The organism is Pseudomonas sp. D1-1, assembly GCF_051132225.1.
Classification (GTDB): domain Bacteria; phylum Pseudomonadota; class Gammaproteobacteria; order Pseudomonadales; family Pseudomonadaceae; genus Aquipseudomonas.
Genome location: NZ_CP071676.1, coordinates 2,833,884 through 2,853,546 on the forward strand (window position 1 = coordinate 2,833,884; position 19,663 = coordinate 2,853,546).

20 protein-coding genes are annotated in these 19,663 nt (G+C 63.5%); 8 read left to right on the top strand and 12 right to left on the bottom strand.

Annotated features, from left to right (window positions below):
* Positions 1 to 118: 118 nt before the first annotated feature.
* The 3 genes from J3P86_RS12790 (at position 119) to J3P86_RS12800 (ending at position 2,413) form a co-directional block, all read left to right on the top strand.
* Positions 119 to 382, top strand: a complete 264-nt coding sequence (locus J3P86_RS12790; RefSeq protein WP_434700518.1) for a DUF2790 domain-containing protein — start codon at positions 119 to 121, stop codon at positions 380 to 382.
* Positions 383 to 577: 195 nt separating this feature from the next.
* Positions 578 to 1,789 (top strand): cytochrome c biogenesis protein DipZ, encoded by a 1,212-nt coding sequence (locus tag J3P86_RS12795; protein ID WP_434700520.1) that lies wholly within the window; start codon positions 578 to 580, stop codon positions 1,787 to 1,789.
* A gap of 294 nt (positions 1,790 to 2,083) precedes the next feature.
* On the top strand, positions 2,084 to 2,413 hold the full coding sequence (locus J3P86_RS12800) for a hypothetical protein (RefSeq protein ID WP_434700521.1): 330 nt from the start codon (positions 2,084 to 2,086) through the stop codon (positions 2,411 to 2,413).
* Between the two features lie 4 nt (positions 2,414 to 2,417).
* On the opposite strand, the gene J3P86_RS12805 is transcribed toward J3P86_RS12800, so the two are convergent.
* Positions 2,418 to 4,283, bottom strand: coding sequence for a sigma-54-dependent Fis family transcriptional regulator (locus J3P86_RS12805; RefSeq protein WP_434623824.1), 1,866 nt, complete (start codon positions 4,281 to 4,283; stop codon positions 2,418 to 2,420).
* A gap of 344 nt (positions 4,284 to 4,627) precedes the next feature.
* Between J3P86_RS12805 and J3P86_RS12810 the strand changes: the two genes are divergently transcribed.
* From J3P86_RS12810 to J3P86_RS12830, 5 genes are all read left to right on the top strand, one after another.
* Entirely contained in the window at positions 4,628 to 5,701 is a 1,074-nt protein-coding gene (locus J3P86_RS12810) for an ATP-NAD kinase family protein (RefSeq protein ID WP_434568550.1), read from the top strand.
* Positions 5,702 to 5,703: 2 nt separating this feature from the next.
* A complete protein-coding gene (locus tag J3P86_RS12815; protein ID WP_434604870.1) occupies positions 5,704 to 6,681 on the top strand; it encodes a thiamine pyrophosphate-dependent dehydrogenase E1 component subunit alpha in 978 nt (325 codons plus the stop codon).
* A gap of 33 nt (positions 6,682 to 6,714) precedes the next feature.
* Complete coding sequence (locus tag J3P86_RS12820; RefSeq protein WP_305494746.1) at positions 6,715 to 7,731, top strand: alpha-ketoacid dehydrogenase subunit beta; 1,017 nt, start codon at positions 6,715 to 6,717, stop codon at positions 7,729 to 7,731.
* Positions 7,731 to 8,843, top strand: a complete 1,113-nt coding sequence (locus J3P86_RS12825) for an acetoin dehydrogenase dihydrolipoyllysine-residue acetyltransferase subunit (RefSeq protein WP_434700522.1) — start codon at positions 7,731 to 7,733, stop codon at positions 8,841 to 8,843. The genes J3P86_RS12820 and J3P86_RS12825 overlap by 1 nt, the downstream gene beginning before the upstream one ends.
* 81 nt (positions 8,844 to 8,924) lie before the next feature.
* Positions 8,925 to 9,989 (top strand): 2,3-butanediol dehydrogenase, encoded by a 1,065-nt coding sequence (locus J3P86_RS12830; RefSeq protein ID WP_434700639.1) that lies wholly within the window; start codon positions 8,925 to 8,927, stop codon positions 9,987 to 9,989.
* Between the two features lie 75 nt (positions 9,990 to 10,064).
* On the opposite strand, the gene J3P86_RS12835 is transcribed toward J3P86_RS12830, so the two are convergent.
* From J3P86_RS12835 to J3P86_RS12885, 11 genes are all read right to left on the bottom strand, one after another.
* Positions 10,065 to 10,565 carry a DUF6644 family protein gene (locus tag J3P86_RS12835; protein WP_434623820.1) on the bottom strand — a complete coding sequence of 167 codons (501 nt, stop codon included), beginning with the start codon at positions 10,563 to 10,565 and terminating at the stop codon, positions 10,065 to 10,067.
* A complete protein-coding gene (locus J3P86_RS12840) occupies positions 10,565 to 10,915 on the bottom strand; it encodes a DUF6152 family protein (RefSeq protein ID WP_434623818.1) in 351 nt (116 codons plus the stop codon). Before J3P86_RS12840 ends, J3P86_RS12835 begins: the two co-directional genes overlap by 1 nt.
* A gap of 15 nt (positions 10,916 to 10,930) precedes the next feature.
* Complete coding sequence (locus J3P86_RS12845) at positions 10,931 to 11,485, bottom strand: DinB family protein (protein ID WP_434604876.1); 555 nt, start codon at positions 11,483 to 11,485, stop codon at positions 10,931 to 10,933.
* 214 nt (positions 11,486 to 11,699) lie between these two features.
* The gene (locus J3P86_RS12850) at positions 11,700 to 12,617 is read right to left on the bottom strand and encodes a dihydrodipicolinate synthase family protein (RefSeq protein WP_186632069.1); all 918 of its coding nucleotides are present in this window, start codon (positions 12,615 to 12,617) and stop codon (positions 11,700 to 11,702) included.
* Positions 12,618 to 12,778: 161 nt separating this feature from the next.
* Complete coding sequence (locus J3P86_RS12855; RefSeq protein WP_434604877.1) at positions 12,779 to 13,807, bottom strand: trans-3-hydroxy-L-proline dehydratase; 1,029 nt, start codon at positions 13,805 to 13,807, stop codon at positions 12,779 to 12,781.
* Positions 13,808 to 13,963: 156 nt separating this feature from the next.
* Positions 13,964 to 14,686: an amino acid ABC transporter ATP-binding protein gene (locus tag J3P86_RS12860; RefSeq protein ID WP_305494738.1), complete on the bottom strand. Its 723-nt coding sequence runs from the start codon at positions 14,684 to 14,686 to the stop codon at positions 13,964 to 13,966.
* Positions 14,679 to 15,329: an amino acid ABC transporter permease gene (locus tag J3P86_RS12865; RefSeq protein ID WP_434568543.1), complete on the bottom strand. Its 651-nt coding sequence runs from the start codon at positions 15,327 to 15,329 to the stop codon at positions 14,679 to 14,681. Before J3P86_RS12865 ends, J3P86_RS12860 begins: the two co-directional genes overlap by 8 nt.
* A gap of 9 nt (positions 15,330 to 15,338) precedes the next feature.
* Positions 15,339 to 16,004, bottom strand: coding sequence for an amino acid ABC transporter permease (locus tag J3P86_RS12870; RefSeq protein WP_434568542.1), 666 nt, complete (start codon positions 16,002 to 16,004; stop codon positions 15,339 to 15,341).
* The gene (lhpI, locus tag J3P86_RS12875; protein WP_434700524.1) at positions 15,997 to 17,775 is read right to left on the bottom strand and encodes a cis-3-hydroxy-L-proline dehydratase; all 1,779 of its coding nucleotides are present in this window, start codon (positions 17,773 to 17,775) and stop codon (positions 15,997 to 15,999) included. The genes J3P86_RS12870 and lhpI overlap by 8 nt, the downstream gene beginning before the upstream one ends.
* Before the next feature lie 10 nt (positions 17,776 to 17,785).
* Positions 17,786 to 18,604 (bottom strand): ABC transporter substrate-binding protein, encoded by an 819-nt coding sequence (locus tag J3P86_RS12880; RefSeq protein WP_434623812.1) that lies wholly within the window; start codon positions 18,602 to 18,604, stop codon positions 17,786 to 17,788.
* Between the two features lie 232 nt (positions 18,605 to 18,836).
* Positions 18,837 to 19,586, bottom strand: a complete 750-nt coding sequence (locus tag J3P86_RS12885; RefSeq protein ID WP_434700526.1) for a helix-turn-helix domain-containing protein — start codon at positions 19,584 to 19,586, stop codon at positions 18,837 to 18,839.
* Positions 19,587 to 19,663 lie beyond the last annotated feature (77 nt).

Sequence of the window (19,663 nt, forward strand, 5' to 3'; positions counted from 1 at the left end):
AGCGATGCAAAAAGCCCCCTGGTCCGATACAGGCGCGATACCAGGGCGGCATTCAATGGCATCCATCGAGGCAACACAACGGGCCTCTGCGATAAACCATTGAATCGAGGACATCGTCATGAACACCAAAGCCATCTACGCCGCCTGCCTGTTTGCCGCGCTGAACATCTGCACCTTGTCGGCCCGGGCCGAAAGCAACGTTCAGCCGCAGACCTATAGCTACGGCAGCCACCTGGACGTGCGCAAAGTGCTGTCCCTGACCGAAGACCCGCAACCGGCCTGTGGCGTGGTCATTGCCCACATGACGTATCTGGATTCCGCGGGGCACGAGCAGGCGCTGGACTATCGCAAGTTTTCTGATCACTGCACCAACCAGAACTGAGAACACGGCAGCCATGCGAGCCGGCCTCTGTGGCGAGGGGATTCATCCCCGCTGGGTCGCGAAGCGGCCCCAAAGCCTTGAAACTCTGTGTATCCGATAGAGCCAGGGGGCTGCTTCGCAGCCCAGCGGGGATGAATCCCCTCGCCACAAAGGTATTGGCTCCCATTCATGCTTTACCCATTTTGAGGTGTTGCCATGCTTCTGATCGCTTTTCTCGGCGGGGTCCTGACGATCCTCAGCCCTTGCATCCTGCCCGTGGTGCCATTCCTGTTCGCCCGCGCCAATCAATCGCGCGGCTCGGTGCTGCTGACTCTGGCCGGCATGGTGCTGACCTTCGCCCTGGTGTCGAGCCTGGCGGTGGTCAGCAGCGAGTGGGTCATCCGCGCCAGCAGCGTCGGCCGGCAAGTCGCCCTGGTGGTGATGGTGCTGTTTGCCTTGTCGCTGATGTTCAGCCGGGTCGGCACCTGGCTCGCACGACCGCTGGTCAGCCTGGGCAATCGCCTCGACGCCGGAGCTGGACGGATGGCTGGGCCGCTGGCGTCGCTGCTGATCGGCGTCGCCACGGGGCTGCTCTGGGCGCCGTGCGCCGGGCCGATCCTCGGAGTGATCCTGACCGGGGCGATGCTGCAAGGTGCCAGCGCGCAAACCAGCCTGCTGTTGCTTGCCTACGGCCTGGGCAGCGCCTTGTCGCTGGGTACGCTGATTCTGGCCGGGCGTGGCCTGATCGGTCGGCTGAAACCGTCGTTGCCAATCACCGCGTGGCTGCGTCGGGCGACGGGCGGGCTGGTGTTGCTGGCGGCCGTGGCGATCGGCAGCGGGGCAGATGACCGGTTGTTGGCGGCGACGTCCTCCGAACAGTCCGCCAGCCTGGAAAAAAGCCTGCTGGAGAACGTGCCCAAGGCCATCGATTACGTGGTCAGCAAGGCTGACGCCAGCAGCCTGCCGCCCCTGGATGCCCAAGGCGCGATGCCTTCGCTGGCAGGCGCGGTGCAATGGCTCAACTCGCCACCGCTGAACAGCGAGTCACTGCGGGGCAAAGTGGTGCTGGTGGATTTCTGGACCTACGATTGCATCAACTGCCAGCACACACTGCCGTACGTGCATGGTTGGGCGAAGAAATACGAGAAGGACGGGCTGGTGGTGATCGGCGTGCATACGCCGGAATACGGCTACGAGAAGATCATCGATAACGTCCGCGAACAGGTGCGCAAGCTCGACATCCATTACCCGGTGGCCATCGACAACCAGTATTCGATCTGGCGCGCCTTCAACAACCAGTACTGGCCGGCCCATTACTTCATCGATGCCAAGGGGCAGGTGCGCTACAGCCACTTTGGCGAAGGGCGTTATGCAGAGCAGGAGCAAGTGATTCAACAACTGCTGCAAGAAGCGAAGGCCAGCAACTGACCCGTGGTGAGGGAGCTTGCTGTGGTGAGGGGATTTATCCCCGCTGGGTCGCGAAGCGGCCCCTTTGACCTACTGATAAACCAAGTTGTCAGGTGTTGGGGCTGCTTTGCAGCCCAGCGGGGATAAATCCCCTCGCCACGGTACAAGTTATTTAAAAATAACGGCTTGAGAAACAATCCTATAAGTATTTCTAAGTTACGTCGCCAAGGCCGGGAGCAAAGTGAAAATGCTGGCCCCTTGCTCATCCACACCAAGTCAAACTTCTTTCATTTCAGAATGTTGGACGACAAACCTATGCGCGTTTCTATATGGATCGCGGCGGCCATGTTGCTGACCGCTGTCTCGCTTGAAGCCCAGGCCAGGGCGCTTACCTCTAACCAGAAGTCGGTGTGTCGCTGGGGTTCGGACATTGCGGCGGGCGCCCAGGCGTCGAAGCTGTCCGGTGTCAGCCTGTATGGGGCGCGCAAGAAGCTGCAGGTGCGCAAGTTTGCGCGGCCATGGATGCGCATGACTGCCTTGGGCATTACCGAGCAGACCTACAACAGCGCATCGCGGCTCAAGCCTGCCGCCGTCAAGCAGACCTATTACGAACAATGCGTGCGTCACGAACTGGCCCGACGATAAGGGTTCAGCCGGGGCTCCTGCCGGGCATTTCGATGCCATGCTGATGCACCCGGCGATACAGCGTCGCACGGGAAATACCCAGGGCCCGGGCCGCCGGGGTGGGTTTCCAGCGGTGACGCACCAGGGCATCGAGCAGCGCCTGGCGTTCCGGGCTGGCGCTGGGTTCTGGCCCCCGAACAGCGGTTTCGCTGCCGTGCAGTGACTCCGGTAAATGACTGAGCTGGACCACGCTCCCTTCGCAGACCGCACAGGCATAACGCAGTACATGTCGCAACTGGCGCACATTGCCCGGCCAGTGGTAACCGAGCAGGCATTCCAGCGCTGGGCCACTCAGTTGCACCGCGCCCCCGCACAGGGTCGATTCTTCCTCGAGGATGCGGTTGATCAACGCCAGCCGGTCGGTGCGCTCGCGTAACGGCGGCAATTGAAACCGGGCACCGCCGAGGCGGAAGTACAGATCCTCGCGAAACTCGCCGGCTGCCACCAGGGTTTCCAGGTCACGGTGGGTAGCGCAGATCACCTGGATGTCCACCGCCTTGCGCCGCGCGGCCCCCAGCGGCGCCACTTCGCCTTCGGCCAGTACCCGCAACAGGCGGGTCTGCAGGGTCAGGGGCATGTCGCCGATTTCGTCGAGAAACAGTGTGCCGCCATCGGCTTGTTGCAGCAGGCCCTGCATGCCTTTGGCCGAAGCGCCGGTAAAGGCGCCGGCGACATAACCGAACAATTCGCTTTCGATCAGGCTTTCCGGAATCGCCGCGCAGTTCAGGGCCACGAAAGGTCGGTCTCGACGCTGGCTGGCCTGATGCAACTGGCGGGCGAAGACTTCTTTGCCGGATCCGGTCTCGCCCTGGATCAGCACCGGCAGGTTGCGATCCTTGACCCGCACCGCCAGGCTCAGGCTGTCGGCCAGGCGTGGATCGAGCTCGGTCGAGGTCATCGTGGCGCGCTTGCGTGGGGTCGCCCGGCGTCGCGGCGCGCTCAGGCGGCCGTGCAGGAACGGGTCGAGCGGATAGAGGCTTTCGTCACGGGCGCGGTGCAACAGCTGCGGGTCGAAGACCTGGCTGATATGCCGGGGCATCTGGCCGTAGCGCTCCAGCAAGTAATGGCGCGCCGCCGGGTTAAGCGCTTGCAGGCAACCATCGTCATCCCAGGCGAACAGGAAATCCGGCTGGCTGTCGACGTAGCCGGCGTTGCGATGGGCGCGCAAGACCCAGTAGCCCTGGGCACTGCTCATGAAAAACGCCTGTTCGATCTCCCGTGCGCTTTGCACCACCATTTGCCGGATCAGATGCTGAGAACGTCGATCGTCCGGCGAACGCACCGCCGAAACGTCCAGTACCCCGAGCAGTTCTCCTTGCGGATCGAAGACCGGCGCGGCGGAGCAGGTCAGGCCGATGAACGCGGCGCGAAAATGGTCGCGCTTGTGTACCGTCACCGCCGTCCTGGCGGTGAGCACGGCCGCCACGCCGCAAGTGCCTTCTTCACCCTCCGACCAACAGGTGCCCAGGTACAACCCGGCTTTGCGGCAGTCGTTGCGCAGGGTGGTTTCCACCCGATAGTCGATGGTCTGGCCCTGGGCATCGGTCAGCAGCACGCAATAGTCGGCATCACGCACCCGGCCATGCAGGCGCGCCACTTCATCGCTGGCGATGTTGAGGAACAGTTCCGAGCGCTCGCGACATTGCTTGAGCACTTCGTGGGAAAGGATGCGCGGGCCCTGCAATGAGCCTGGGTCCAGGTGATGTTGCTCCATGGAGCGGCGCCAGGAGTCGAAGATCAGGTCCGGCACCGGCAGTTGCGGCAGCTGCGCGGCGTTCTTCAGCACGCGGCTGACGCAATCCACATGCGCCCGGGAGTGAGCGGAAAGCATTGGGGCCTCCGGTTCAGCTTCTTGTCGTTGTGCGCACATTAAGCGCTGATCACCGGGCGCCGGCAAGCCCGGCGCAGCGCAGGCACCGAGGTGAGACGCAACGTCTCAACGTCTCGCCGCCGTCCCGTGCAGGCTGACATGTGGCGTCTCACCAAGCACCGTCCCGGCGCACCCGAACTTACGTTTGAAGCGCTCTATATCGAGGCTTTCCAGCATTCAACGGGTAACTGGCACCGGCTTTGCTCTAGGCCTTGGACCCACATCAGGTGGGCTTCCAAGAATAAGAAAGAGGTGCCTATGTCTATCTGCCCAGGTCATTTGCCTGCCTACCCCGTGGTGGCGACATGAGTCGCCGTCCGCTCACCGTCGGCATCATCGCCAACCCCGCCTCGGGCCGTGACGTACGCCGTCTGACCGCCAACGCCGGGCTGTTTTCCAGTACCGACAAAGTCTCGGTGATCCAGCGCCTGCTGGCCGCGTTCGGCGCCACCGGCATCGAACGGGTGCTGATGCCGACCGACATGATCGGCATGGCCGCCGCCGTGCTGAAGAACAGCCACAGTCGTCAGGCCCGTAGCAGCCGTTGGCCGGCCCTGGAGTTTCTCGACCTGACCCTGCGCCAGACCGTCGAAGACACCCGCCGGGCCGCGCGCCTGATGGCCGAGCGCGAAGTGGCGCTGATCGCGGTGCTCGGCGGCGACGGTACCCACAAGGCAGTGGCCGCCGAAGTCGGTGATATTCCATTACTGACCCTTTCCACCGGCACCAACAACGCCTTCCCGGAGCTGCGCGAGGCCACCAGTGCCGGGCTGGCCGGCGGGTTGTACGCCAGCGGGCGGATTCCAGACCTGATCGGCTTGCGTCGCAACAAACGCCTGCTGGTCTGCGACGCCGGGCGTGGCTTGCGGGAAGTTGCGCTGGTGGATGTCGCCGTGTCGCCGCTGCGCTTTGTCGGCGCCCGGGCCATCAGCCGGGCGCAGGATCTGGCCGAAGTCTTCGTGACCTTTGCCGAACCGCAATCCATTGGCCTGTCGGCGCTGTGCGGCTTGTGGTTGCCGGTGTCCCGCCAGGCCCCGGGCGGCGCCTGGATGCGCCTGGACCCGCAATCGCCCGAAGCGCTGCTGGTGCCACTGGCCCCCGGTCTGCTGCAGGGCTGTGGCGTGCTTGCCGCCGGCCCTTTGGAGCCAGGCGTTGCCCACGGCTTGTCGCTGTCCAGCGGCACGCTGGCCCTGGACGGCGAGCGGGAAATCGAATTCAACGTCCATGACCGACCCACGATCACCCTCGATGCCGGCGGCCCGCTGAGCATCGACGTCAACGCGGTGCTCAGCTACGCCGCGCAACAACGCTTGTTGGCCATCGGTCGCGAGCACCCGCAACACCCCTTGAACCTTCAAGAAGACACCCCTGGAGAATAAAAATGTCGACACCGCTCACCCACGATCAATTGCTGCACGCCTATCAAGTGATGCGCACCATCCGCGCCTTCGAAGAGCGCTTGCACGTGGAGTTCGCCACCGGCGAGATCCCCGGTTTTGTTCACCTTTATGCAGGCGAAGAGGCTTCGGCCGCTGGCGTCATGGCCCATCTGGGCGATGACGATTGCATCGCCTCCAACCACCGGGGCCATGGCCATTGCATTGCCAAGGGCGTCGATGTCTACGGGATGATGGCCGAGATCTACGGCAAGAAAACCGGCGTCTGCCAAGGCAAGGGCGGCTCGATGCACATTGCCGATTTCGAGAAAGGCATGCTCGGTGCCAACGGCATCGTCGGCGCCGGTGCGCCGCTGGTGGTCGGCGCCGCCCTGGCGGCCCGGCTCAAGGGCACCGACAGCGTCGCCGTGGTGTTTTTCGGCGACGGCGGCTCCAACGAAGGCGCGGTTTTCGAAGCCATGAACATGGCCTCGGTGTGGAACCTGCCGTGTCTGTTCATCGCGGAAAACAATGGCTACGCCGAAGCCACCGCGTCGAACTGGTCGGTGGCCTGCGATCACATCGCCGACCGCGCCGCCGGCTTCGGCATGCCCGGGGTGACGGTCGACGGCTTTGACTTCTTCGCCGTGCATGAAGCGGCCGGTGCCGCCGTCGAGCGCGCCCGGGCCGGGGAAGGGCCGTCGCTGATCGAGGTCAAGCTGACCCGCTACTACGGCCACTTCGAGGGCGACGCCCAGACCTATCGAGCGCCGGATGAGGTCAAGCATTTTCGCGAGAACCAGGACTGCCTGATGCAGTTCCGCGAGCGCACCACGCGGGCCGGTCTGCTCACGGTCGAGCAGTTGGACCAGGTCGACAAGGAAGTCGAGCTGCTGATCGAAAACGCCGTGTACAAGGCCAAGTCCGATCCCAAGCCCGCGGCTGCCGACCTGCTGACCGACGTCTACGTCAGCTATCCCTGAATTCCCCTGAAAACAAGAACAGAGAATCCCATCATGGCGAGAAAAATCAGCTATCAGCAGGCAATCAACGAAGCCCTGGCCCAGGAAATGCGCCGCGACTCCAGCGTGTTCATCATGGGCGAGGACGTCGCTGGCGGCGCCGGTGCACCCGGTGAAAACGACGCCTGGGGCGGCGTGCTCGGCGTCACCAAGGGGCTTTACGACCAGTTTCCCGGACGCGTGCTGGATACGCCGCTCTCCGAGATCGGCTACGTCGGCGCGGCGGTCGGCGCGGCCACCTGCGGTGTGCGCCCGGTGTGCGAGCTGATGTTCGTCGACTTCGCCGGGTGCTGCCTGGACCAGATCCTCAACCAGGCGGCGAAATTTCGCTACATGTTCGGCGGCAAGGCCTCCACGCCCCTGGTAATCCGCACCATGGTCGGGGCGGGCCTGCGCGCCGCCGCCCAGCACTCGCAGATGCTCACGTCCTTATGGACGCACATTCCCGGGCTGAAAGTGGTGTGCCCGTCATCGCCGTACGACGCCAAGGGCCTGCTGATCCAGGCGATTCGCGACAACGACCCGGTGATCTTCTGCGAGCACAAGTTGCTCTACAGCATGCAAGGCGAGGTGCCGGAGGAGCTCTACACCGTGCCGTTCGGCGAAGCCAACTTCCTGCGCGACGGCAAGGACATCACGCTGGTGTCCTATGGCCGGCTGGTCAACACCGCGCTGGACGCGGCGCGCAACCTCGCCGGGCGCGGCATCGATTGCGAGGTGATCGACCTGCGCACCACCAGCCCGATGGACGAGGACAGCATCCTCGAAAGTGTCGAGAAGACCGGCCGCCTGGTGGTGATCGACGAGGCCAACCCGCGCTGCTCGATGGCCACCGATATCTCGGCGCTGGTCGCGCAAAAAGCCTTCGGTGCGCTCAAGGCGCCGATTGAAATGGTCACCGCGCCACATACCCCGGTGCCGTTCTCCGATTCCCTGGAAGACCTGTACATCCCCGACGCGGCGAAGATCGAACAAGCCGTGCTCAACGTGATCGAGTGGAGCAAGCGCTGATGAGCCAGATTTTTACCCTGACCATGCCCAAGTGGGGCCTGTCGATGACCGAGGGCCGGGTCGATGCCTGGCTCAAGGAAGAGGGGCAGGCCATCACCAAGGGCGATGAAGTGATGGACGTCGAGACCGACAAGATCTCCAGCAGCGTGGAGGCGCCGTTTTCCGGCATCCTGCGTCGGCAGGTCGCCCGTCAGGACGAAACCCTGCCGGTCGGCGCCTTGCTCGGTGTCGTCGTCGAAGGCGAGGCCAGCGACGCCGAGATCGATGCGGTTATCGAGCAGTTCCAATCCAATTTCGTCCCGGGCGACGCCGCCGATGAGGACAGCGGTCCGAAACCGCAGAAAATCGAGTTGGACGGGCGGGTGATCCGTTACTTCGAGCGCGGTGAGGGCGCTACGCCCCTGGTGCTGATACATGGTTTTGGCGGCGACCTGAACAACTGGCTGTTCAACCATGAAGCCCTGGCCGCCGGACGGCGGGTCATTGCCCTGGACCTGCCGGGCCATGGTGAATCGGCGAAAACCCTGCAACGCGGCGATCTCGATGAATTGAGTGGCGTGGTGCTGGCCTTGCTCGATCACCTGGATATCAACGCGGCTCACCTGGTGGGGCATTCGATGGGCGGGGCGGTGGCGTTGAATGTCGCACGACTGATGCCGCAACGCTTGCGCTCGCTGACCCTGATCGGCAGCGCCGGCCTGGGCGCGGAGATCAATGGCAGCTACCTGCAGGGCTTCGTCGACGCCGCCAACCGCAATGCCCTCAAGCCGCAGCTCGTGCAACTGTTCTCGAATGCCGAGCTGGTCAACCGCCAGATGCTCGACGACATGCTCAAGTACAAGCGCCTCGAAGGCGTGGACGCGGCCCTGCGCCAACTGGCCGAGAGTGTTTTCAAGGACGGCCGCCAACAGGTGGACCTGCGCGAAGTGGTCCAGGCCGGCCACGTTTCGACCCTGGTGATCTGGGGCAGTGACGACGCGATCATCCCGGCGGCTCATGCCGACGGCTTGGCGGCGCGGGTCGAGGTGCTGCCAGGCCAGGGGCATATGGTGCAGATGGAGGCAGCCGAGCAGGTCAATCGATTGATCCTGGATTTCATTCAGCAGCACTGATCAAGCGGGCGGCGACTGATTCGCCGCCCCGCCAGAATAGGAGACAAAGCTATGAACGTTTCAATCAAGCCGACCCGCAGCATGCGCGCCGCCGTCTGGCATGGCCGCAACGACATCCGCGTCGAAGACGTGCCGCTGCCTGTTCCACCGCCTGCCGGTTGGGTGCAGATCCGCGTGCAATGGTGCGGCATCTGCGGCTCGGACCTGCATGAATACGTGGCTGGGCCAGTGTTCATCCCGGTGGACGCGCCGCACCCGCTGACCGGCATCAAGGGCCAGTGCATCCTCGGTCATGAATTCTGCGGTGAAATCGTCGAATTGGGCGCCGACGTCGAAGGCTTCAGCGTCGGCGAGCCGGTGGCGGCCGATGCCTGCCAGCATTGCGGCACCTGTTATTACTGCACTCATGGGCTGTACAACATCTGCGAGAACCTGGCGTTCACCGGATTGATGAACAACGGCGCGTTCGCTGAATTGGTCAACGTCCCGGCCAACCTGCTCTACAAGCTACCGGCGGACTTCCCCGCCGAGGCCGGCGCGCTGATCGAGCCGCTGGCGGTGGGCATGCACGCGGTGAAGAAGGCCGGCAGCCTGCTGGGTCAGAACGTGGTGGTGGTCGGCGCCGGCACCATCGGCCTGTGCACCATCATGTGCGCCAAGGCCGCCGGCGCGGCCCAGGTGATTGCCCTGGAAATGTCCGGCGCGCGCAAGGCCAAGGCCCTGGAAGTCGGCGCCAGCCACGTCATCGATCCCAACCAGTGCGATGCCCTGGCCGAAGTAAGCCGCCTGACCGGCGGCCTGGGGGCTGACGTCAGTTTCGAATGCATCGGCAACAAGCACACCGCCAAGTTCGCCATCGACCTGATCCGCAAGGCCGGCAAATGCGTGTTGGTGGGCATATTCGAAGAACCGAGCGAGTTCAACTTCTTCGAGCTGGTGTCCACCGAGAAACAGGTGCTTGGCGCGCTGGCCTATAACGGCGAGTTCGCCGACGTGATCGCCTTCATCGCCGACGGGCGCCTGGACATTTCACCGCTGGTAACCGGGCGCATCCAGCTGGAGCAGATCGTCGGGCAGGGTTTCGAGGAATTGGTCAATAACAAGGAGCATAACGTCAAGATCATCGTGTCTCCGGCACGGATCTGAGGGCGCCTGAGGTGGGCGATTGGCGATGGCCGGCAGCGGCCATCGTCTTTTTTTCACGTATGGCTCAGGGATGGCTCAGGTGTAGGCCAGCAGTCGACCGCAGAGAATCACCGTGATCCATAGCGCGATCGATACCAGTGCCTGGACACGCGCCAGCCCGGGGGCCTTCTGGCCGGTATTCCATTGTTCGACCGAACGGTAGGTTCCAGCATGAAACAGCATGGCGTTGATGCCCGCCGCCGCAATCAGACCGAGCTTGAGGATAAAGACGTTATTGCCGGCGAAATCCTGCGGGTGCGCGCTGAACATCATCAGCCCGGCCGGTACGATCAGCAGCAGGGCCGCAACGGCCCAGGTCAGCAGGTGCCGGGCGAGGGCGGTCACGGCGATGGCCTTGGACAGGCCGAGGACGCGCAAGTCGAACATCACCACCGCGCCCACCAGCACCGAAAAGCCGATGATGTGCAGCACCTCCACCAGCGGGTACAGCCATAGCTCGTCGCGCATGGCCAATGCCAGCGACGAGTCGGCCAGCCGGTCCATCCAGCCTTGCGCGGCCGGCCCCGTGGCCTGCATCAGCGCAACTCGGTGGTCTTGTCATCAATGGTGATGCGCTCGGCGCGCAGTTCATCGGGTTTGTTGCGGTTGGCATAGCCGACCACGGTGGCTGAGTTACCCGCCTTGAGCATGTCCTTGGTCAGCCCGCGGCTTTCCATGCGTGAGGGCGGCGCCAGCACTACGGTCCAGGTCTTGTCGGTGGTTTGCAGGCGCACGGTGCCGTGGGGATGGGAATACCCGGATTGCTTTATCGTGCCTTCCAGCGTCAAGGGGTTGCTGGCGTCGTATTCGCTCCAGCCATGGTGGGCAAACGCCGCCGTGGCGACCAGCAACGACGATAAACCAATGCAGCGAAGGGTGAAGTTCATGACAAGCTCTCCGGTTCAATTGGGATGATATTCGCTCCAGACCCGCTGCCCGTCGAGTTGGAGCAGCTGTTCCTCGACCTCGCGGAAACGTCGGTCGCAGTCGAGAAAGAATTCATCGAGTTGCGGCGGCTCGACGTGGGTGGCGCTGAGCATGGTATGGACTTGGCCGCGGTGGTGGATCTGGTGCTCGAACAGGTGCAACAGCAACCGGTCGATCCGCTCGCATACCCTGCCGTCGGAGCGCACCAGGTCGATGGAGCGGGCAAGGTCCGTTTCCCGCAGGGTTTCGCAGAAAGCCACCAGCCGCTGGTCGGTCTTGCCCTGGTTTTCCTTGAGCTCAGCGAAAGCCAGGGTCTGGTAGAAATCCCGTTCCTGGCCGTCAACATCGCCTTCCAGGGCAGTCAGGTAATAACGGTCAACCTCAAGGATGTGGCACAGCGTGGCTTGGATGGAGGGGAAAAAGCTGGTGCGGTAGGCTTCGTATTCGGCCGTGTTCAGTTGCGTGCAGGCGCCCAGCAGCCGGTGGTTGGCCCATTGGTTGTTCAGGGCCTGGGCCAGGAAATAGTTCATGGAACGCCTCCCGTTCGCGTCGTTGCGCCGGGCGAAAGCGTAGCAAAGACTGGCGGTGGCGACGTGTTGCTGGTCGGTTGGCCCTACGAACAGAGGGCAACCTTTGTGGGAGCGAGCCTGCTCGCGAAGACGGCGGCACATCCAGCACCTTCGAATCAGGCAGACCGCTTTCGCGAGCAGGCTCGCTCCCACAGGGTTTTCATCGGCTGCGGCTTTACAGCCCCACATCCGGCAACGCCGGCCGATTGGCCAGGGCCTTGGCCATGATCTGCTCCACGTACACGCGGTCTTCTTCCGGCAAGGCCAGGCGCGGTGGGCGGGTGAGGGCGCTGCCGCGACCGGCGATGGCTTCGCACAGCTTGATGCATTGGACCAGGTCGGCGCGGGCGTCCAGGTGCAGGATCGGCATCAGCCATTCGTAGATCGGCATGGCTTCGGCGAACCGTCCGGCGCGGGCCAGGCGGAAGATGGTTTCGCCTTCTTTCGGGAACACGTTGGACATGCCCGAGACCCAGCCCTCGGCGCCGACGGCGAGGCTTTCCAGGACCACGTCATCGAGACCGGCAAACAGCACGAAGCGATCACCGACTTCGTTGCGCACATCGATGAAGCGGCGGGTGTCGCCGGAGGAATCCTTGAAACACACCACGTTGTCGCAGTCGGCCAGGGAAATCAGGATGTCCGGGGTGACATCGTTCTTGTAGATCGGCGGGTTGTTGTAGACCATCAGCGGCACGTCGGCATGCCGGGCCACGTAGCGGAAATGTTCGGCGGTCTCGAACGGCTTGGAGCCGTAGACCAGCGCCGGCATCAGCATGACCCCGTCGACACCGACCTTGCGCACTGCGTTGGCGACCTTGGCGGCCTGCACGCTGGTGAACTCGGCCACGCCGCATATCACCGGCACCCTGCCACGGGAGGCGTCCACCGCCACTTCGGTCACGGCGATTTTTTCCTCGGCGCTCAGGGAGGTGTTTTCCCCCACGGATCCACAGACCACCAGGCCGGAAACGCCATCGCGGATGACGTTGGAAATGACTTGGTGGGTTTTTTCCAGGTTGATCGAAAAGTCGTCGTTGAATTGGGTGGTGACAGCGGGGAATACGCCGCTCCAGTTGATGCGTTTGCTCATGGGTGTCTCCTTTTGGTGTGTGGCGAGGGGATTTATCCCCGTTGGGGCGCGAAGCGGCCCCGGTATAGGCAATTAAGTGTGTCAGTCAGGGCCAGGGGGCTGCTGCGCAGCCCAGCGGGGATAAATCCCCTCACCACAGATGTTTTGGGGGAAGCTGGAAATCATGCCCCCGGCCAGGTATCCGAAAGCCGATAGCCCTGCGGCCACGGATCGCTTGGGTCGAGCAACAACTGGTGGGTACCGGTAATCCACGCCCGTCCGGCGATGCACGGGTAGATCGCCGGGCGTCCGGCCACGTCGGTCAGTGAATCGATCCGGCAATGAAATTCGGAGCCGATGATCGAGCGGCCGATAAACCGCTCGCCCAGTTGCATCAAGCCTTTGGCGTGCAGCACCGCCATGCGCGCCGAGCAGCCGGTGCCAGTGGGGGAGCGGTCGATCTTGCCGGGCTGGATGACGACGGCGTTGGCGCCGGTGGCGATGCCGTTTTCCGTCACAAGGGGTGCGGCGATCTGGCAGAAAGATATGTGCGACCAGTCGGCGTTCAACGGGTGCACGAAGCCCAATTGCTCGTTCGCCGCGCGGGTGATTTTCAGCCCCACGGCCACCAGCTCGGCCGCCTCGTCAGGCCGGATGGCGAAGCCCAGGCGCTGGGCGTCGACGATGACGAAGCTATCGCCGCCGTAGGCCGTGTCCACTTGCAGCGAACCCAGGCCTTCGACTTCGATCCAGGCATCGAGGCGGTCGGCGAACGAGGGCACATTCTTGATCTCGACCCGCTGCACCTTGCCGTCGCGGCAGTCGGCCACGGCTTCGATCAGGCCACCCGGTGCTTCCAGCACCAACCGCGTCTGGGGTTCGCTCATCGGCAGGATGCCGCTGTCCAGCAGCACGGTGGCGACGCACAGCGAGTTGGAGCCGGACATCGGCGGCGTGTCGGCCGGCTCCATGATGATCCAGGCCATTTGCGCCCGCGGGTCCTTGGCCGGCACCAGCAGATTGACGTGGCGAAACACACCGCCCCGGGGTTCGTTGAGGACGAAGTTGCGCAGGGTCTGGTCCTGGGCGATCCAGCGTGACTGTTCCCAAACGGTGGCGCCGGGTGGCGGCGCGACGCCGCCGACGATCACATCGCCGACTTCGCCTTCGGCGTGGCAGCTGACTACATGGATGATTTTTGATGAGCGCATGGATCAGATCCTTTTGTTGGCCTTTAGGGCCTCATCGCGAGCAAGCTCGCTCCCACACTGGTTTTGTATAGGCCACCCAATCCCTGGAAATGGGCTGCTGATCAGTGTCACCACCGAACCCTGTGGGAGCGAGCTTGCTCGCGATGGGGCCATTCGCTATTTCACCGATTTCAGAAACGCCGCCGTCTCCGGCTGCTGCGGATTGCCGATCACCTGGTCCGGCGGGCCGATTTCGTGGACCCGACCATTGCAAAAGAACGCCACCCGGTCGGAGACGTCGCGGGCGAAGCGGATCTCGTGCGTCACCAGCACCATGGTCATGCCGTCCTCGGCGAGCATGCGCATGGTGTCCAGCACCTCACCCACCAGTTGCGGGTCCAGCGCCGAGGTGGCTTCGTCGAACAGCATGTAGTCGGGTGACATCGCCAACGCCCGGGCGATGGCCATGCGCTGTTGCTGGCCGCCGGACAGCTTGCCGGGGAAGGCCTTGAGCTTGTCGCCCAGGCCGACGTGCTCAAGCTGGCGCACCGCCAGCGCTTCGGCGTCCTGTTTGCTCTTGCCCAAGACCTTGCGCGGCGCGAGCATGACGTTTTCCAGTACGGTGAGGTGGGGAAAGGCGTTCCATTGCTGGAAGACGATGCCGATCTTCTGCCGCAAGCGATTGAGATCGGTAGCGCTGTCGTGGACCTCCACGCCATCCACGCGGATGCTGCCTTTCTGGATTGGCTCCAGGCCGTTGATGCACATCAGCAGGGTGGACTTGCCGGAGCCGGAGCCGCCGATGATCGAGACGACTTCGCCCTTGTCCACCGTCAGGCTGACGCCCTTGACCACTTCCAGGTTGCCGAATGATTTGTGCACGTTTTCGATCTCAATCATTTTCCTGCCACCTTCTTTCCAGGCGCGCGCCGAGGCGGGCGACCACCAGGCTCATGACGTAGTAGATGAGGCCCGCGATGCACAGCACCAGCAGGGGTTCTTGAATCCGCGTGACAATGGTCTGCGAGGCGCGGAGCAATTCGACGATGCCGATCCACATCACCAGGGCGGTGTCTTTCATCACCCCCAGCACCAGGTTTAACCAGCCAGGGAAGGCCACCCGCGTGGCGATCGGCAGGACGATGAAGCGCAAGTCCTGCACGTAGCTCAGGCCCAGGGAACGACTGGCCCGCCGGGTGCTCAGCGGCACCGCCAGCACGCCACCGCGGACGATCTCGGTGAAATACGCGGCGGCGTAGACGCCGAGCACGATACAACCGACGGCGAAAGCACTGAGGTCCAGGCCGACGATGCTCTTGAGGGAATTGAACAGCACGAACTGGATCAGCAACGGCACACTGCGAAACACGTCCAATACCCAGGCCAACGGCAGGCTGGCGCGGGGCAGCAACGCCCGTAGCAAGCCGAACAGCAACCCGGCGACGGTGCCCAGCAGGATCGACCACGCGGTCAATTGCACCGTGACCCAGGCCCCCTCAAGCAGGTACAGCACGTCATTAACGGTAAGGCTTGTAGAAAACATGACCAGCCCTCAATAACGAAACAGCCGCCAGGACAACAGCCGGGCCAGCCCGACGATCAGCTTGGCGATCAGGTAGTACAGCAGCGCCGCGAGGGCGAAGTATTCGAAGGTGCGGAAGGTCTTGACGTTGTATTCCTGGGTCACGCCGGTGAGGTCGTTGTTCAAGCCGACCACCACGCCCAGGGATGTCATCAGCACCGCCCAGACCATCTGGTTGGTCAGGGGGTAGAAGACGATGCGCAGCAATTGCGGGACGATGATCATCCGGTAGGCCTGGAACGCGCTCATGCCCAGGGAACGGGCGGCGCGCATCTGCGTGCCCGGCACCGCCTTGAGTCCGCCGCGAAAGTTCTCGGCCAGATAGCCGGCGTTGTTGAAGGTGATACCGGCCAGCAAGGCGAACCATGAACTGACGTGCAGGCCGAGAGAGCCGAGACCGAAATAGAGGATGTAGATCTGGAACAACGACGGCGTGTTGCGGGCGATCGATACCCAACCGTTGCCAACGCCGCGCAACAACGGATGACGGGCCTGGCGCATTACCGTCAGGAGCAGGGCGATCAGCACGCCGAAAATCATCGACAGCGCGGCCGTTTCGAAGGTCACCCAGGCGCCGGCGAGCATATCGGGCAGCGCGCGCAGGGCCGGGCGCCATTGGAAGCTGTAGTCAAACATGGCTCGGGTTTCCCTTGCGTGCGATAGGTTGCAACCACTGCGGCGGCTGGCCGCTGGCCGTGGCGGTACAGGCGGCCTCGACGCAATCCCCGAGGCTGGCGAAGTGCACGCTGCGCCCCACCAGGCCGGGTGCGTAGTGGGCGTACTTGCCGGAATTGGTCATCAGGGTCGTGGCGGCCGGAGGGATCACCGGTTCACCCAGCATGCACCAGCAGGTGTCGGTGACCAGCGTCGCGCCGAAAGCCTCGATGGGCTCCAGGTAACCGGCCTGGCGAGCCTGCTCCAGCACGGCGCGACCGCAGGTGATCGCCACTACCACATCGGGGTGCCTGGTTCGTCCCGCACAAAGGTTCGCCAGGGTGGCGAATTCGCTCAGGGAGAAGTGCGGGTTACCCAGGGAAACCACATCCACATGGCGGTGCCGGGCGCTGTTGAGTTCGCGCCAACTGGCGAGCAGTCCCGTCGCGTCCACGGTTTTCACCGATAACACGGCGTCGTGATCCAGCACCTGGGCCGGGTCCATGGCCTCCGGCGTCACCCCGGCGATGTGGAACAACGGCGCCGCGCTGGTGGTGGCGAACGCGGCGCCGAAGGCTTTCAGGTCGTCCAGGGTCGGCGCGGCGTCTTCCAGGCCTCGGATCAGCGGGATACGCCGCCCCGTGAGGCTGCCAATGTGATAGCCGAGCAGCGGGTAGAAGCTGTCATCCGCTGATTCGATCCTCGGCACCTCGACGATCAGGCCGGCCTTGCGCTGGTCATCGAGATGACAACCGGCCAGCGGCGCTCGGCCACACAAGGCAATGCAGATATCGAGGAAGTCCGGGTACTTCTGCGTCCGCGCACCAAGCACGCTGTTGGCATAGACCACCGCGTTGGACTCGGCCCAGACGATCTGTTCACCCGCCGTCGGCGCGGTGTCGAGCAGGTAGGGTGCACAGGTGAAACTCAATTGCGCGCCCATCGCCATGTAGGCGTCGCCCAAGGCACTGGCCGGCTCGCCCAGGGCCGGATCGACGCCGAGCTCACGCCAGCGGCGCTGGTCCACGGAAATCGAATTGAGGGTGGTGGGCACGCAAACCTTCGCGCCCCACTGCACCAGTTGTTCGGCAAAACGCAGGCTGGCCGGGCCGGTATAAATGCAGCCGTCGATGTGGGCTTGGGTGATGTCCAGCAATTGTCCGGCGCCCTGGATGTCGGCCATGCGCAAGACGATTTGCATCGCCACCTGGGCAGCCTTGCCATGGACCCCGTCAAGCAGCGCCTGGTCCCGTTCGTTCAAGCGGACAGTGGAGGGCCGGAACGGCTGCGCGCAAGTATTTTCCCCACGCCATTGGTCGTTGGGCCGACGCCCGGACAAGGTCAGGCGGTTGCCCTCGACACGCCCGAAGCCCTGGCCGCGCAAAGTGCTGAATGCCTCGCTGCCGATGCACAGCACCGGTAGCGAGCGCTGGAAAACCACCTCGGCGACAAGCACCCCCAGGGTCAGGATTTCATCGGCTTCGGCCAGCACCAGTGCCGCCGGTGCATTACCGTTGCTGATGAGTTCCATCAACACGCTGCTGCCGGTGCAAGAGCCACGCCCGCTGGGAATCGCCAGCACGCGCCCGGCCAGGCGCTCGCCACTGAGCGGGTGGTGTCGGTCGATGACTTCGCCCGTGGCCGGATCAACCCCGCCCCAAAAGCTCAGGCCGACATCGGCGAACAACAGGCTGCCCTCGACGGCACCCTCGACCAGGCTGCGGCCCTGCAGGCGGATAGGCGTGCTCGGCATGCCGCGATCCTCAGTAATAAACCTGCGGCACGGTCAGGTTGGCCGGCGGGATTTCGGTGCCGACCCACTTCACGAAGAGCTCCTTGTAGCGGCCGGTCCGCACCTGCTGGTTGACGAACAGGTTGAGGTAATTGAGCAGGCCGTATTCGTTGCGTTTGGCGCCGAGGGATACGTAGTCGATGACGTAAGGCGCGTCTCCGGCGATTTTCAGGCCCTTGTACTTGCCCGATTTGATGGTCGCGGCAGCGACGGTGTTGGTCACCACGGTGGCATCGATGTGGCCCTGGGCGACGGCCAGCAGTGTGTCGTTCTGCGATTGATAGGCACGGAAACTGCCGCTGCCCCAGCTCTTCTGGTCTTTCTCCAGGGCGATGGCTTCATAGGTGCTGCTGGTGTTGCCGAGCTTCTTGCCCTTGAGGTCGGCGTAGCCGTTGATGCCCGTGTCGTCGCGGGTCAGCACGACCATCTGGAACGCGAAGTAGGGCACGGTCAGGCCGACGGTCTTGGCCCGCTCCAGGGTGTCGGAAGTGGAGGCGACGATGACATCGGCGCGGCCCGAGAGCAGCGCGGGGATTCGGTCGGAGAATGGCGTTTCTACAACCTCCGCGTCGACGCCGAGAACCTTCGCCAGATCGTGGCAATAGTCCACGTCGAATCCTGCCGGTTTGTTGCTTTCATCACGAAAGCCCATCGGTGGGAAGTCCAGTGTCACGGCGCAACGCAGTTTCCCCGAGCCGATGATGTCGTCGAGTTTGTCGGCATGGGCGGGAAGGGTAAGCAGGGGAAACAGGACCACGCCGAGGGCTACGGCCAATGCAGGGTTTTTCATAAATGCCTCGCTGTCGAATAAGTGCTGGGAAATATCGTATTGAGGATTTCGTATACGATATTAAATAAGCAATCGACGTGCCTGTTTTTGTTTTTCCGATAGCTCGTTGGTAAGCGCTTGATATACCGAGGGTTGCCGATGCTGCTTGCTGACGTTGGCGAGTAGGCGCGTCAGGTGCGGTGTTACAGATGGGAGCAGTGGTACACGCGGAGGCCCGATAAAGGAACAGCGATCAGCGCTGGTTTTCCCGATATTGGCTGGGAGACAGGCTGGTCAGGGCGCGGAACTGGCGACTGAACGCGCTGTGATCGGTGTAGCCGCAGCGCAGGGCGATCTCGGTGATGGGCAGGTCCTGCTCCAGCAGCAAGCGCGAGGCTTCTTCCAGGCGCGCCTTGTGAATCATCTGTCGGGGCGTGAGCTGGAAGATGCGCTTGCAGTGTCGCTCCAGTTGCGCAACCGACAACCCGGCGATGGCGGTCAGCTCGGCCAGGCTGATGGTACGGGCGAAGTGGCGCTTGATGTGCGCATCCACCGCCGCCAGCTTCTGGAACGCCGGGTGGCTCGATTGTGGCAGTTGCAGGTCACGGGAGATTCCGGCCAGGCCGACGATCCGGCCAGTGAGGTCGTGCAGGGCCAGTTTGTGGGTCAGGCACCACACTGGCTGGTTGCCGTAATACAGGTGCAGTTCGAGTTGGTCGGCCAGTTCTCTTCCGCTGGCGAGCACTCGGCGGTCCTGTTCGGTGTACAGCGGGCCGAAGCGTTCCGGGAATACCTGTTCGGCGGTGAGGCCGAGCAGGTCGTTGCGCTCCTTGAAGCCGCAGCGTCGGGCCAGGGTCTGGTTGACGAAGGCATAGCGGGCCAGGTTGTCCTTGATGAAGAACACTGTGTCGATGAGGGTGTCGAGCAGCGGCGCGATGGGTTGCAGGCTCTGGAGCAGGGTGTCGAGGTCGCAGGGGGGCAGGGAGGCGAGTGAGGGGTACATGGGCGGTGTCGTTTTTTTGTGAGGGAGGGAGTGTCGGATGGAAGTGAGGTGCTTGTCACGTGCTCCGTCTTATGGTG